Origin of the sequence: Pseudomonas sp. OE 28.3 (assembly GCF_014268205.2) — a bacterium.
GTDB classification, from domain to species: Bacteria; Pseudomonadota; Gammaproteobacteria; order Pseudomonadales; family Pseudomonadaceae; genus Aquipseudomonas; species Aquipseudomonas edaphica.
The window spans coordinates 1,767,239-1,780,360 of record NZ_CP077082.1; the positions used below are offsets into that span (position 1 = coordinate 1,767,239).

A 13,122-nucleotide genomic window follows, 5' to 3' on the forward strand; every position below is an offset into this window, starting at 1 on the left:
GATTACTCCCCTTTACCAGCATCGGCAGCAGGCGCTGCGGCAGTGCCGGCGGGTTTGGCGTTGTCAGCGTCTTTAACCTTGACTTCGATGCCCGGCTTGATGAACTGCAGGCCTTCGGTGATCACGCGGTCACCGGCATCCAGGCCCTTTTCCACCAGCCAGTAGGCGCCGGCAGTGCGGTTGGCAACCAGTTGACGCTGCTCGACCTTGTTGTCCTTGTTCACGATCAGCGCAGTCGGGATGCCCTTGAGGTCACGGGTCACGCCTTGCTGAGGTGCCAGGATGGCCTTGCTGTTCACACCGGCTTGCAGCTGGGCGTGGACGAACATGCCCGGCAGCAGGGTGTGGTCAGGGTTGGGGAACACCGCGCGCAGGGTCACGGAGCCAGTAGTCTGGTCCACCGACACTTCGGAGAACTCCAGCTTGCCGTCCTGGGCGTAGGCGGTGCCGTCTTCCAGGGTCAGCTTGACCTTGGCAGCGTTGTCGCCGGCTTTTTCCAGCTGGCCGCTTTCGAGGTCGCGGCGCAGTTTCAGCATTTCTGCCGAAGACTGGGTGACGTCGACGTAGATCGGGTCCAGTTGCTGGATCACGGCCATGGCATCGGCCTGGCCATTGCTGACCAGCGCGCCTTCGGTGACCGAAGAACGACCGATACGCCCGGAGATCGGCGCGAACACTTTGGTGTAGCGCACGTTGATCTGGGCGGTTTGCACGTCGGCTTCAGCCGTCATGCGGTTGGCCACGGCGGTGTCGTATTCCTGACGGCTGACGGCTTGCTCATCGACAAGTTGCTTGTAGCGGTCGGTGATGGACTTGGTCTGGGTCAGTTTCGCTTGAGCGCTTTTGAGGGTGGCGTCATACACCGACGGGTCGATCTGGTAGAGCTGTTGCCCTTCCTTCACGTCGCCGCCTTCCTTGAACAGGCGCTTGAGAATGATGCCGTTCACCTGGGGACGAACTTCCGCGATGCGGTAGGCAGTGGTGCGGCCTGGCAGCTCGGATGTCAGGGTAAAGGCTTGCGGTTGAATAGTGACCACGCCGACCTGAGGGGTTTGAGCGGGCGGAGCCGCTTCTTCCTTTTTACATCCGCTGAGCAGCGATGCCAGGGCGACGGCAGTGACCAGAGCGGTAACAGCTGGCTTAAGTTGCATGAAGATCCTCGGGTCAGGCGCGCAAAATGCGCACAAGAAGTGTGGAAGGGTAAAAAACAAGCCGTGAGTGGATAAGTAGCTTGCTACGCAATATACTTACGTTCACGGTTGTTTGTAAACTCTTGACAGGCTTCGCGGATTGTTGACAAAGCAAGCGCCAAAGCCTCGATTTTAGTACGTTCGGCGTCCAAGACGACGTCGTCCCACAATTATTCAGATGTTGCTCAAGCACCATCCAAAGTGTCCTGATTGAGGTTTTACTGCCATGGTTCGTCGCACCAAAGAGGAAGCTCAGGAAACGCGCAGCCAGATTCTCGACGCCGCCGAGCAAGCCTTTTATCAACGCGGTGTGGCGCGCACCACGCTGGCGGACATCGCCGCGTTGGCCGGGGTGACGCGCGGGGCTATCTATTGGCATTTCAGTAACAAGTCCGATTTGCTCCAGGCACTGCTCGACACGCTGCACGAACCCCTGGACGAATTGGCCCGGGCCAGTGAAAGCGAGGATGAAGTCGACCCGCTGGGCTGTATGCGCAAGCTGTTGATCCATCTTTATCATCAAGTGGCCCTGGACCCGAAAACCCGGCGCATCAACGAAATCCTGTTTCATAAGTGCGAGTTCACCGATGAAATGTGCGACATGCGGCGCCAACGCCAGACCCATAGCCTGGAGTGCAACCTGCGTATCAGCCTGACACTGCGCAACGCGGTCCATCGCGGGCAACTTCCGGAAAACCTCGACACCACGCGTGGCGCGGTGTGCATTCATGCCTATATTCACGGCCTGATTGGCCAATGGCTACTAGTCCCCGACAGCTTCCAGTTGCATCAGGACGCCGAACGCTGGGTTGACGCAGGGCTGGACATGCTGCGCTTGAGCCCTAGCCTACGCAATTAAGACAAAATGCGTAATTGCATCCAGTTGTGTCAACAGTAAAGTCCAGAGACAGTCAATCGTCCCTTCGCAGGATTTGCGGGGTGACTTTATATACGGGCTGGCGGGCGGTTGATAGGTAGCCGCCTAAGTATTTTGTAGCGATATTGTTGCAAGGCTGTGAAGGAGTGTTTCCCAGCTACTGTGCGATCGTTCCCACGCTCCGCGTGGGAATGCATCCTGTGACGCTCCGCGTCACGCTTTAGGGGCAGACGCAGAGCGTCCAGGGCGGCATTCCCACGCAGAGCGTCACTAGTGTCCGGTAAAAACCAAAGGGGGAGCTTGCTCCCCCTTGTTGTTCGCGACTGTCAGTCATAATCGGATTTTTCAGACTCGATTTTGACCCATGTTTACCAGTACCCGTTTAGCCCACCTACTCAGTGCGATCCCGCGCCAGTTCTTTCGGCAATCCACCGAAAAGCACCAGGCTGATCGCTACGTCAAACGCTGCACGAGCTGGCAATTGCTGGTGACACTGGTCAGCGGCCATATAACCCAAGCTTTAAGCCTGCGGTCCTTGGCCACTTTTTCCGAAACGCTAAGTCCGCATAGTTACCATCTTAAAGCGGGGCCCGTCGCCCGATCGACCCTGTCAGATGCCTTGAACAAGCGAAACTACCGGCCATTCCAGGATCTTTGCCAATTGCTGTTGAGCGGCATCAGCCGCCAGCAGCGCAAAGAAGTCGGTGCCATGATTAGCCTGCTTGATTCCACGTCAATCACTTTGCGCGGACCTCACTTTGATGACTGGACAGCCTCCACGAAAACCCGCATCACGCAGGGCCTGAAAGTACATGTCGGACTAGATTTGGCGCAGTTGGCCCCGGTGTACGTCAACATCACTCCTGCCAACGTCAACGACCTGAGCGATGCGCTGGAAATGCCGATTCAGGTCGGCATGACGTATGTCTTTGACAAGGGATATTGCGATTACAACTGGTGGCACCAGTTGCAGACCAAAGGAGCCTTTTTCGTCACCCGCCTGAAAAAAAACGCCAATATCAAAGTGCTGCACAAGCACTCGATCGCAGCCGAGCAAAGCCCCGTCATGACCGACGAAGTCATCCTGTTCGGAAAAAAGCATCTAGGCGGCAAGCGTCTTAATGACTACCGAGAAACGCCGGCAAGACGCGTGGTGGTAGAACGCGAGGGACACGCCACGCCGTTAATCCTGGTGACCAATGACTTCGTAAGATCAGCCGAAGAAATCGCGGGATTGTACAAAGATCGCTGGAAGATCGAGCTGTTTTTCAAGTGGGTCAAGCAACATCTGAAACTCAAACGCTTCTACGCATTCTCTGAAAACGCCGTGCGTCTGCAGATTTACAGTGCCTTGATCAGCTACTTGTTATTGCACCTTTACCATCGTCGCTCAGAATTTACCGGTTCGTTGTTTGAGCTGACGGTTCGCATATCTCATGTCCTGCACGAACGGCCCGCGACGCCAGAGTTGAGGGATCGACGAAGGCAGGAGCGAGAAAAGCTGAAGGCTGCCCAAGGCAGCCTTCAGCTATGAAACATGTTTACCGGACACTAGTGACGCAGAGCGTGGGAACGATCAATCAGCCGAAAAAAAGCCCCGGTTCCTGCGAACCGGGGCTTTTTCGTTTCAGCGAATTACATCACAGCGCCAGCGTGGGGTAGTCGATGTAACCCACTGGGCCTTTGCCGTAGAAGGTTTCCGGGTGCGGTTCGTTCAACGGCGCATCGGCCTTCAGGCGCGCCGGCAGGTCCGGGTTGGCAATGAACGGCACGCCGAAGGCCACTGCATCGGCCTTGCCGGCCGCCAGCCAGGCGTTGGCGCTGTCTTTGGTGAAGCGTTCGTTAGCGATGTACGGGCCACCGAAGGCTTTTTTCAGTTGTGGACCGAGGCTGTCGCCGGCTTCTTTTTCACGGGAGCAGATGAAGGCGATGCCACGCTTGCCCAGCTCGCTGGCGACGTAGGTGAAGGTTTCCGCCAAATTGTCGTCGCCCATGTCGTGGGAGTCGGCGCGTGGTGCCAAGTGCACACCCACACGGCCGGCGCCCCAGACTTCAATGGCGGCGTCGGTCACTTCCAGCAGCAGGCGAGCACGGTTTTCCAGGGAGCCACCGTAGTTGTCGGTGCGCTGGTTGGTGCTGCTTTGCAGGAACTGGTCGAGCAGGTAGCCGTTGGCGCCATGGATCTCCACGCCGTCAAAGCCTGCGGCCTTGGCGTTTTCAGCGCCGACGCGGTAAGCGTCAACGATGTCGGCGATTTCAGCGGTTTCCAGGGCGCGTGGCGTCGGGTAGTCGGCCAGCGGGCGAACCAGGCTGACGTGGCCTTTAGGCTGGATGGCGCTTGGTGCCACCGGGGTTTCGCCGTTGAGGTACGACTCATGGGAGATACGGCCCACGTGCCACAATTGCAGGAAAATCTTGCCGCCCGCGCCGTGTATAGCCTTGGTTACATTGGCCCAGCCGCGAACCTGGTCGTTGGACCAGATACCCGGTGTGTCCGGGTAGCCAACGCCCAGCGGCGTCACGGAGGTGGCTTCGCTTAAGATCAGCCCGGCGGAAGCGCGTTGCACGTAGTACTCGGCCATCAGCGCGTTGGGTACGCGGCCTTCATCGGCGCGGCAGCGGGTCAGCGGCGCCATGATGATGCGGTTGGACAATTGCAGGTCGCCCAGTTTGATCGGATCGAAAATAGTCGTCATGGGAAAACACCCTTCTCTTTAAGTGGATTGATCAGTTGGTCACAGGGGCCAGGTCGGCATCGCCGCTCTGACGGAAAGTAATCAGGGTCACCAGCAGGGCCAGAATCGCCAGGGCCGCCGCGGCCAAAGGCACGCTGGTCAGGCCGAAACCGTGGGCAATCACGCTGCCGCCGACCCAGGCGCCGAGCGCGTTGCCGATGTTGAAGGCGCCGATATTCAAGGTGGACACCAGGTTTGGAGCGGCCTTGCCGAAGGTCACCACGTTGATTTGCAGCGCCGGTACGGCGGCGAACGAAGCGGTGGCCCACAGGAACAGGGTGATTTCCGTCGGGATCACCGCGACGCTGGTCCAGGTCAACACCGTGGAGACCACTGCCATGCTGATGAACACGCCGATCAGGGTGGCGGCCAGGCGTTTGTCCGCCAGCTTGCCGCCAATGATGTTGCCGACGGTAAGCCCCAGGCCGATCAGCAGCAGGGTCCAGGTCACGCCTTTGGGCGACACGCCGGTGACATCGCCGAGCAGCGGTGCGACGTAAGTAAAGAGGGTGAACATGGACGCGGCGAACAACGCAGTCATGGTCAGCGACAGCCAGATGCCGGCGCCCTTGAGCGCGGCCAGTTCGGCGCGCATGTCGAGTTTTTCTTCGTCACGCTTGGCCGGCAGGAAGCGGATCAGACCGATCAAGGCGACTACGCCAATCACCGTCACCGCCCAAAAGGTCGAGCGCCAGCCGGCTTCCTGTCCCAGTGCGGTACCCAGCGGCACGCCGAGCACGTTGGCCAGGGTCAAACCGGTGAACATCAAGGCCACGGCCGAAGCCCGTTTGTTGGCCGGCACCAGGTTGGCCGCTACCACCGAACCGATCCCGAAGAACGCACCGTGGCACAGCGCGGTGACCACACGGGCAAACATCAGCACGTTGTAGTCACTGGCCAGGGCGCAGAGCAGGTTGCCGACAATAAAGATGCCCATCAACGCTACCAGGGCGGCCTTGCGTGGCAGCTTGGCGGTGGCCAGTGCCATGAACGGCGCGCCGATGGCCACGCCCAGGGCGTAGCCGGTGACCAGCCAGCCGGCGCCGGGGATCGACACGCCCAGGTCCGCCGCCACATCGGGCAGCAAGCCCATGATGACGAACTCGGTGGTGCCGATGGCGAAGGCGCTGAGGGCCAGTATGAGTAGCGAGAGGGGCATTGGCGTTTCCTTGTTACAGCGCTGCGTTTTCGTCAGCACTGAGTTCGGTGATGAGCGCCGCGAGGAAGGCCTGGATGGTTGCCTCGTTGCGTTTGAAAAAATGCCACTGCCCGGCCTTCTGGCTGCTGATCAACCCGGCGCGTTGCAAGGTGGCCAAATGGGCCGACACGGTCGACTGCGACAAGCCGCAGCGCTGGTCGATCTGCCCGGCACAGATCCCGTATTCGTGGTTGTGCACTTGCTCGGGAAACTGCACCTTCGGGTCTTTCAGCCAGGTGAGGATGTCTCGTCGTACTGGGTGTGCCAGGGCTTTTATTATTTCGTCGAGGTCAATGGACATGGCGGTTGCTCGGTTTCGTACAGCGTTATATCGCGATGAGGCGAACTTTAAATCGGTCTATCCCGATATACCAATATGATTTTGATCTGAGATCAGGCTATTTCGGTATATCGGGTTATAACGATACGTAATCGGCAGTGGTAGACTGCGCGGCATGAATTATCTCGCACATCTGCACCTGGGCGGCCAACTTCCTGCTCAATTGCTCGGCAGCCTGTATGGCGACTTTGTAAAAGGCCGCCTGCAAGGCCAGTTCAGCCCGCAAATCGAGTCGGCGATTCAGTTGCATCGCTCAATCGACCGCTTTACCGACAGCCACCCGCTGGTGGATGAGGCGTTGTCACGCTTCAGCCTGACCCGCAAGCGCTACGCCGGGATTGTCCTCGATGTGTTTTTCGACCACTGCCTGGCGCGGGATTGGGCGCTGTACGCCGAGCAGCCGCTGGAACGCTTCACTGCGCAGGTGTACCGCGTGCTGGCGGCCGAGCCGCAACTGCCGGGGCGGCTGGCGCAGATTGCGCCGTATATGGCGGCGGATGATTGGCTGGGTTCGTACCGCGAGTTTGCGGTGATGGAGCAGGTGTTGCGGGGGATCTCGCGGCGCCTGACACAGCCCCAGGAATTGGGCCATGCGATGCAGGAGTTGCGGGTTTTGTATGAGCCGTTGAGTGAAGATTTTCGGTTGTTTTATCCAGAGCTACAGAAGTTTGCACAGCTCCAACTGACTACTGAGATCTAACTGTGGGAGCTGGCTTGCCTGCGATAGCGGTGGGGCAGCCACATCTCTTTCAACTGACAGACTGCTATCGCAGGCAAGCCAGCTCCCACATTTGAACCGGTGTTCAGTTCATCTCAGGCCGCAAATGCAGGTCGAGCCGCCACCTGCTCAACTTCCGGCAACGGCCCAAACAACGCTTTCTGCACCGCCTGCTGCGCCTGATACGCCAGCGCCGCACGTTCCTGCCCGGCACAGGCAATCGGCTGGAGCACATGAATCTCCACATCACCCTGGTCATTACTGAACAGACGCATCAGGTGCGAGAGCAAATCGTCATCGCCAATAAAAGGTGCCAACGCATCCACCTGCCCATCACGCAAATAACGAATCGCTACCGGTTGCAGCGACACATCCGCATCAATCGCACTGGCCAGCAAACGCCCGTGGAACGTACGCAGGCTGCGCCCATCAGTGGTGGTGCCTTCGGGGAACATCAGCAGCGGATGCTGTTGCTCCAGATGGCGAGTCATCTGCTTGCGGATCAACTGGCTGTCGCCTGAGCCGCGGCGAATAAACAAGCTGCCGGCCTTGGCCGCCAACCAGCCGGCCACCGGCCAGGTGCGCACTTCGGCCTTGGACAAAAACGACATCGGCGCCACCGCGCCGAGCAGCGGAATGTCGGTCCAGGACACGTGATTGCTTACCCACAGCATCGGCTGCGTCGGCAACTCACCGTGTACCGTCACGCGAAAGGGCAGGGCGTTAGTCAGCCGTGCCATAAAAAAACGCGACCAACGCTGGCGCCGCACCATCGAGTTGGCAATGCCCATGCGTTCGAATACACCAAACACACTGGCCATGCTCAACCCCAGCGCCACCACCAGCAGCACCCGGGCAATGCGCCCGTACACGCGCAGGCGGCTCATCACATGGCCGCCTTGAAGTGGCGGGCGTAGCGCGGGCACAACTCATCGCGCTTGAGCAGGATGAACACATCGGCCACCTGGAAGTCTTCATCCCAGCACGGCTCGCCGCAGATCTTCGCACCCAGGCGCATATAGGCTTTGAGCAGCGGCGGCATTTCCGCGATGACGTTGGACGGCAGGTCCAGCGCCGGCAGTGGTTTTTTCGGTTCGGCGCGCAGGTGCTCGTTGCACAGGTAGCGTTCGCGCAGGCGCTGCATGATCGCGTGAGCCTGGATGCCGCCGTCGTGCATCGGGATGCTCGCGCAACCCATCAGATAGCTGTAACCGCCCTGGTTGAGGACTTCGGCCAACTCGCCCCACAACACCGCGATGGTGCCGCCATTGCGATAGGCCGGGTCGACGCAGGTGCGGCCGATCTCCAGGATCGGGCCTTGCAAATGCAGCAAGCCATGCAGGCTGAATTCTTCTTCGCTGTAGAACCGGCCCAAGGTGCTGGCGGCCTGGTGGTCGAGCAAACGGGTGGTGGCCACCAGTCGACCGCTGTTCAAATCCCGCACGCCTATATGGCTGCAGTGAACATCATAGTCATCCATGTCCAGACCCTGTTCCGCGCCTTTCAGCTTGGCGTTGAACTCGCCGCTGAACACGTTGAAACGCAGGGCCTGGGCTTCCTGCAAAGCCTTGGCGCCAACCAGGCGTTCGGCTTGCAGACGGCGTTCATTGCCGGTGTCGCTGATGCGGGCGATCTGAGTCATGGCGAATCTCCGAGTGCCGGCCACTTACCGGCCGGTCGACTTGTTTGTCCAAACTCAGGCTATGTAGGCTCGGTGTCAGCTCCATGAAGTTATGGTGACGCTTGGATGACAGGCCTTCCTGTCGCAAATCTGTCATGCGCCTGGGCTAGGCTCGCGGGCTTGAAAGCCCCCTTGAGTTTGCGTCCATGGTCCGAGGCCTGTTGTGCGTTGCCCTGCTGTTAGTCACCGCTGCCGCCCACGCCGACACCTGGCCGGACAAGGAATGGGCCAAGGGCGCGCCGCTCGAAGGCCCGGCGGTCGATGCACTGAATGCCTATGCTTTTCCACCCCGTGACGACGCCACTCGTAAAGGCATCCGCACCGACGCGCTGCTGGTGATCCGCGATGGCGTGATCGTTTACGAGCGCTACGACGCGCCCACCACCGCCAGCACGCCGCACCTGACCTGGTCGGTGAGCAAAAGCTTGATGGCCACTGTGCTCGGCGTGGCCTACGGCGAAAATCGCTTCAAACTGAATGACCCGGCCGCGCGTTTTTACCCGCCGATGAAACAGCACCCCAAAGTCACCATGGCCGACCTGCTGCACTGGGCCTCGGGCCTGGATTGGCAGGAAGACTACGAATACGCCCCGCTGAAATCCTCGGTGGTGGCGATGCTCTACACCCGAGGCCGCAGCGATATGGCCGAGTTTGCCGCAGCCACCGAGGCCGCCGCCGCACCGGGCCAGGCCTTTCGTTATTCCAGTGGCGACAGCAATATTCTGTCCGCCGCCCTTAAAGGCATGCTCGGCCACAAGGCCTATATGAGTTACCCGTGGGACGCGCTGTTCAAGCCGCTGGGCATTCACAACGCCTCCTGGGAAACCGACGCCGACGAAACCTTCGTCGCCTCGTCCTATGCCTACCTCACCGCTCGCGATTTGGCGCGGGTCGGCCTGCTGATGGCGCGCGACGGTCGTTGGGGAGAGCAGCAGTTGCTGCCTAAAGAGTGGGTCGCCTTCAACCGCCAGCCATTCGATAAATACAAGGCCGGCCAGGACGACGCCGTCCCCGGCGGGCAATGGTGGCTCAACCTCGACGTACGAGGTGCCCCAAGACCCTGGCCCGATGCGCCTGCCGACACCTTCGCCGCCCTCGGCCACTGGGGCCAGGCGCTCTATGTGCTGCCCGACGAACACCTGGTGATCGTGCGCTACGGCGATGACCGTGACGGCACTTACCGTCACAACGAACTGCTCAAGCGCGTACTGGCGGCGGTGCAACCATGATCCGTCGTCATCCGTTTATCAGCGTGTTTTTGCTGCTGTTGCTCGCCCTGTCGGGCTGGGTGTGGCACGAACGCGTCAACCTGCAAGCCTTCCCAGACATCATCGCGGCGTACACGGCCAAGGAGTATTGCTCGTGCCGGTATGTGGAGAACAACCCGGCGGACTATTGCCTGGGGTATGTGAAGCAGTATGTGCCGACCAGTGCGTTCACTGATTCGCCGGAACGCAGTGAAGTCACGGCAAGCGGCTTAGGGCGCACGCATACAGCGCGCTGGCTAGGCGACCGCCAAGGCTGCCGCCTCAGCCCCTGACACACCAAAGATTCTCTGTGGGAGCTGGCTTGCCTGCGATGGTGGCGGCACAGGCGACAGTGATGTTGACTGACCGGCCGCTATCGCAGGCAAGCCAGCTCCCACATGGATTTGTGCTGATCTTGGGAAATGAGGCAGTCCGGACAGGCGCCCGATGCACTGCACCGGGCGCGGACGACTTACTGCGGGGTTGGGCTGCCAGGCTGCAAGGCCAGCAACAGGTCATCGATGATCGCCTTGCCCATTTCCCCCAGGTAATGCGAGGCGAATGCAAACTTCTCCGCCTTGGGGTCCATGGCGGCTTCAAGGGAGAGCATTTTTGCGTAATAGAGCACGTGGGATGCGTGTTCGAGGGCTTCTACGAGCGGAACCCCGGCGTTGACGCGGAAGAGTTTCAGGTGGCTTTTGTTTTCTCCGCAGTCTGCGAAGGTGGCGGCGCCGAGGGTTTCGGCTGATGTGGCGTTAGTCATAACTGAATCCTTTTGCATGAACAAAAAGAGCTGCCACTAACGTTTCCAGGCGAAGGGTGGCAACTGTACGCGGGCTGGAAACCGAGGCAAAAGGAACCCGGCAGACCCGAAGGTCTCCCACGTACAGCCGCCAAAAAGCACAATCTGCAGGCATAAAAAAAGCGCCTGCTGATTGTTTGACGACGCTGTAGCGTCCTTAAGCGTCGGGTTTCCAGGCCCGGTCGCTGATGAGCAGCGACGGAGGCGAGGTTAACCCTATGCACGCGCCGTCGCAACCGGTGGCCAATAGCTGTCCGCAATCTGCGTTGTGTGGCGAGGGCGCTTGTCGGATCGCCGTACCGTCCCGTTTGACTGCGCAGCAGTCACCGGCTTTTTGGGGGCGCTTCGCACCCCAGCGCAAGCAAGCTTGCTCGCCACAGGGTTATGCGCAGCGGCAGAAGTGTCGGTTGTTGCCTTGAAACTTGCCGGGTGCTGTGTTTCCAGCGCGCGCCCCTGTAGTAACCTTGCCCGCGGCCGACCCCACACACGTCGGCCGTTAACAGGCATAAAAGGAGACTTATGACGCTGGGGCGCAAGGCCGAAAAATACTTCAGGATGATAAGAACGCGAATGGGCCTGGAGAAAAACTATTATTTAAAAAGCTTCATTATTGCGTTGTTTATTTTTTGCATGAGCGTCTACGGTTTCAAATCAAGCGAAAAGGCCGCGATCTATATTTTGATCTGCGGGGTTAATGCGCTGTTGTTCCCGCTGGCCAGGCGTGCAGTCGAAAACGTTGTCTTTCGTTTTACTGGAAAAGAATTTTGGGCGACACATCCCCTACAGACCGCCGCATCGAATGGTGGTCACACACTGCTATGGATGTTTTATTTCGTTTTTGCCATTCCGCTTGGCGTCTTCTATGGGCTGTGGTTGTGGCTGAAAAAATAGTGCCCGTTCGCGCGGCCTCTGCTTTCTGAGAACGGAACCTCTAGTTGTTGGGCCCCGCGTTTTGGGCGCGCTTCGCACCCCGGCGCAAGCAAGCTTGCTCGCCACAGGGTTATTAGGTGTCGGCCTTAGGTTCCACCCAGTGGAACCACCTTTGATTGTCCTCGCGCTCACATCGCGCTTAGCTGTCGATGTGCCGCCAACAAGAACGGGACCACCCGCCTGTGAGGAGAATCACCATGCGCCCACACCAGCACATTATGGATTGGCTCAGCGACGTCGCCAGCGACTTGCACGCTGTGCGCCACGATATCCACGCCCATCCCGAACTCGGCTTTGAAGAAAACCGCACCAGCGCGCTCGTTGCGCAGTCCTTGAAAGAATGGGGCTACGAGGTGCACACCGACATCGGCAAAACCGGTGTGGTCGGCGTGCTGCGCAATGGCAGCAGCTCGCGCACGCTGGGCATTCGCGCCGACATGGACGCCTTGCCCATCATCGAGAACACCGGCGCGGCCTACACCAGCCAGCACGCTGGTTGCATGCACGCCTGCGGGCATGACGGCCACACCACCATGCTGCTCGGTGCCGCGCGTTACTTGGCGGCGACGCGGCAATTTGACGGCACCTTGAACCTGATTTTCCAACCCGCCGAAGAAGGCCAGGGCGGCGCCGAGGCGATGCTGGCCGATGGTTTGCTCGAGCGCTTTCCGTGTGACGGCCTGTTCGGCATGCACAATATGCCGGGCTTGCCGGCGGGGCATCTGGGCTTGCGGGTCGGGCCGATGATGGCCTCGCAGGACTTGCTTACCGTGACGCTGGAAGGCGTCGGTGGCCACGGTTCCATGCCGCATCTGACGGTGGATCCGCTGGTGGCCGCCGCGAGTATGGTCATGGCGTTGCAAACGGTGGTGGCGCGCAATATCGACACCCAGGAAGCCGCCGTGGTCACGGTCGGTGCGCTGCAAGCGGGGCAGGCCGCCAACGTGATTCCTCAGCAAGCGCTGTTGCGCCTGAGCCTGCGCGCACTGAACCCCAAGGTGCGCGAGCAGATGCTCGAACGGGTCAACGCGATCATCCAGACCCAGGCCGCGAGCTTCGGCTGCACGGTGCAGGTCGAACACCGCCCGGCCTACCCGGTGCTGGTCAACCACGCCGAAGAAACCGAGTTCGCTCGCCAGGTCGGCATTGCCTTGCTCGGCGCCGACGCGGTGGACGGCAACACCCGCACGCTGATGGGCAGTGAAGACTTCGCCTGGATGCTGCAACGCTGCGCCGGCAGTTACCTGTTTATCGGCAACGGCGTGTCGCGGCCGATGGTGCATAACCCCGCCTATGACTTCAACGACGACATCCTGCTGACCGGCGCCGCCTACTGGGGCGCGCTGGCCGAGAGCTGGCTCAAGCCTGCCTGACGACCTCTTTTTTTCTGCCGCTGGACCCTTG

The 13,122-nt window shown here is 60.0% G+C and carries 14 protein-coding genes; 7 read left to right on the forward strand and 7 right to left on the reverse strand.

Annotation, left to right across the window (positions count from 1 at the left end; genetic code table 11):
- Positions 1 to 2 precede the first annotated feature (2 nt).
- Positions 3 to 1,151, reverse strand: coding sequence for an efflux RND transporter periplasmic adaptor subunit (locus HU759_RS07900; RefSeq protein ID WP_017137248.1), 1,149 nt, complete (start codon positions 1,149 to 1,151; stop codon positions 3 to 5).
- A gap of 265 nt (positions 1,152 to 1,416) precedes the next feature.
- Between HU759_RS07900 and HU759_RS07905 the strand changes: the two genes are divergently transcribed.
- Complete coding sequence (locus HU759_RS07905) at positions 1,417 to 2,049, forward strand: TetR family transcriptional regulator (RefSeq protein WP_017137249.1); 633 nt, start codon at positions 1,417 to 1,419, stop codon at positions 2,047 to 2,049.
- 382 nt (positions 2,050 to 2,431) lie between these two features.
- A complete protein-coding gene (locus tag HU759_RS07910) occupies positions 2,432 to 3,601 on the forward strand; it encodes an IS4 family transposase (protein ID WP_099549335.1) in 1,170 nt (389 codons plus the stop codon).
- Between the two features lie 106 nt (positions 3,602 to 3,707).
- Here the strand turns inward: HU759_RS07910 and HU759_RS07915 are convergent, their stop codons facing one another.
- The 3 genes from HU759_RS07915 to HU759_RS07925 are packed head-to-tail and all read right to left on the reverse strand — an operon-like array spanning position 3,708 to position 6,301.
- A complete protein-coding gene (locus HU759_RS07915) occupies positions 3,708 to 4,763 on the reverse strand; it encodes an alkene reductase (protein ID WP_170040890.1) in 1,056 nt (351 codons plus the stop codon).
- A 31-nt stretch (positions 4,764 to 4,794) separates the two neighbouring features.
- Positions 4,795 to 5,961, reverse strand: a complete 1,167-nt coding sequence (locus HU759_RS07920; protein ID WP_186618394.1) for an MFS transporter — start codon at positions 5,959 to 5,961, stop codon at positions 4,795 to 4,797.
- 13 nt (positions 5,962 to 5,974) lie between these two features.
- Positions 5,975 to 6,301, reverse strand: a complete 327-nt coding sequence (locus HU759_RS07925) for a helix-turn-helix transcriptional regulator (RefSeq protein WP_017137252.1) — start codon at positions 6,299 to 6,301, stop codon at positions 5,975 to 5,977.
- A gap of 154 nt (positions 6,302 to 6,455) precedes the next feature.
- Between HU759_RS07925 and HU759_RS07930 the strand changes: the two genes are divergently transcribed.
- Positions 6,456 to 7,040: an ACP phosphodiesterase gene (locus tag HU759_RS07930; RefSeq protein ID WP_017137253.1), complete on the forward strand. Its 585-nt coding sequence runs from the start codon at positions 6,456 to 6,458 to the stop codon at positions 7,038 to 7,040.
- A 113-nt stretch (positions 7,041 to 7,153) separates the two neighbouring features.
- Here the strand turns inward: HU759_RS07930 and HU759_RS07935 are convergent, their stop codons facing one another.
- The gene (locus tag HU759_RS07935; protein WP_017137254.1) at positions 7,154 to 7,945 is read right to left on the reverse strand and encodes a lysophospholipid acyltransferase family protein; all 792 of its coding nucleotides are present in this window, start codon (positions 7,943 to 7,945) and stop codon (positions 7,154 to 7,156) included.
- A complete protein-coding gene (olsB, locus tag HU759_RS07940) occupies positions 7,945 to 8,700 on the reverse strand; it encodes an L-ornithine N(alpha)-acyltransferase (protein WP_017137255.1) in 756 nt (251 codons plus the stop codon). Before olsB ends, HU759_RS07935 begins: the two co-directional genes overlap by 1 nt.
- 185 nt (positions 8,701 to 8,885) lie before the next feature.
- Between olsB and HU759_RS07945 the strand changes: the two genes are divergently transcribed.
- Together HU759_RS07945 and HU759_RS07950 are read left to right on the forward strand one after the other, a co-directional pair.
- On the forward strand, positions 8,886 to 9,968 hold the full coding sequence (locus tag HU759_RS07945) for a serine hydrolase (protein WP_186618396.1): 1,083 nt from the start codon (positions 8,886 to 8,888) through the stop codon (positions 9,966 to 9,968).
- Positions 9,965 to 10,279, forward strand: a complete 315-nt coding sequence (locus HU759_RS07950; protein ID WP_138454419.1) for an amidase — start codon at positions 9,965 to 9,967, stop codon at positions 10,277 to 10,279. The genes HU759_RS07945 and HU759_RS07950 overlap by 4 nt, the downstream gene beginning before the upstream one ends.
- A 179-nt stretch (positions 10,280 to 10,458) precedes the next feature.
- Here the strand turns inward: HU759_RS07950 and HU759_RS07955 are convergent, their stop codons facing one another.
- Positions 10,459 to 10,749: a DUF3077 domain-containing protein gene (locus HU759_RS07955; protein WP_017137258.1), complete on the reverse strand. Its 291-nt coding sequence runs from the start codon at positions 10,747 to 10,749 to the stop codon at positions 10,459 to 10,461.
- 558 nt (positions 10,750 to 11,307) lie between these two features.
- On the opposite strand from HU759_RS07955, the gene HU759_RS07960 reads away from it, so the two are divergent.
- Positions 11,308 to 11,679, forward strand: a complete 372-nt coding sequence (locus HU759_RS07960; protein ID WP_170040888.1) for a colicin E1 family microcin immunity protein — start codon at positions 11,308 to 11,310, stop codon at positions 11,677 to 11,679.
- A 236-nt stretch (positions 11,680 to 11,915) separates the two neighbouring features.
- Positions 11,916 to 13,091, forward strand: coding sequence for a M20 aminoacylase family protein (locus tag HU759_RS07965; protein ID WP_170040887.1), 1,176 nt, complete (start codon positions 11,916 to 11,918; stop codon positions 13,089 to 13,091).
- Positions 13,092 to 13,122: the final 31 nt, after the last annotated feature.

Bases quoted from the DNA above. Each gene is read 5' to 3' on its own strand.
- HU759_RS07965 (WP_170040887.1), top strand. From the start codon at position 11,916: ATGCGCCCACACCAGCACATTATGGATTGGCTCAGCGACGTCGCCAGC.
- HU759_RS07960 (WP_170040888.1), top strand. From the start codon at position 11,308: ATGACGCTGGGGCGCAAGGCCGAAAAATACTTCAGGATGATAAGAACG.
- HU759_RS07925 (WP_017137252.1), bottom strand. From the start codon at position 6,301: ATGTCCATTGACCTCGACGAAATAATAAAAGCCCTGGCACACCCAGTA.
- HU759_RS07930 (WP_017137253.1), top strand. From the start codon at position 6,456: ATGAATTATCTCGCACATCTGCACCTGGGCGGCCAACTTCCTGCTCAA.
- HU759_RS07915 (WP_170040890.1), bottom strand. From the start codon at position 4,763: ATGACGACTATTTTCGATCCGATCAAACTGGGCGACCTGCAATTGTCC.
- HU759_RS07920 (WP_186618394.1), bottom strand. From the start codon at position 5,961: ATGCCCCTCTCGCTACTCATACTGGCCCTCAGCGCCTTCGCCATCGGC.
- HU759_RS07945 (WP_186618396.1), top strand. From the start codon at position 8,886: ATGGTCCGAGGCCTGTTGTGCGTTGCCCTGCTGTTAGTCACCGCTGCC.
- HU759_RS07910 (WP_099549335.1), top strand. From the start codon at position 2,432: ATGTTTACCAGTACCCGTTTAGCCCACCTACTCAGTGCGATCCCGCGC.
- HU759_RS07955 (WP_017137258.1), bottom strand. From the start codon at position 10,749: ATGACTAACGCCACATCAGCCGAAACCCTCGGCGCCGCCACCTTCGCA.
- HU759_RS07935 (WP_017137254.1), bottom strand. From the start codon at position 7,945: ATGAGCCGCCTGCGCGTGTACGGGCGCATTGCCCGGGTGCTGCTGGTG.
- HU759_RS07905 (WP_017137249.1), top strand. From the start codon at position 1,417: ATGGTTCGTCGCACCAAAGAGGAAGCTCAGGAAACGCGCAGCCAGATT.
- HU759_RS07900 (WP_017137248.1), bottom strand. From the start codon at position 1,151: ATGCAACTTAAGCCAGCTGTTACCGCTCTGGTCACTGCCGTCGCCCTG.
- HU759_RS07950 (WP_138454419.1), top strand. From the start codon at position 9,965: ATGATCCGTCGTCATCCGTTTATCAGCGTGTTTTTGCTGCTGTTGCTC.
- olsB (WP_017137255.1), bottom strand. From the start codon at position 8,700: ATGACTCAGATCGCCCGCATCAGCGACACCGGCAATGAACGCCGTCTG.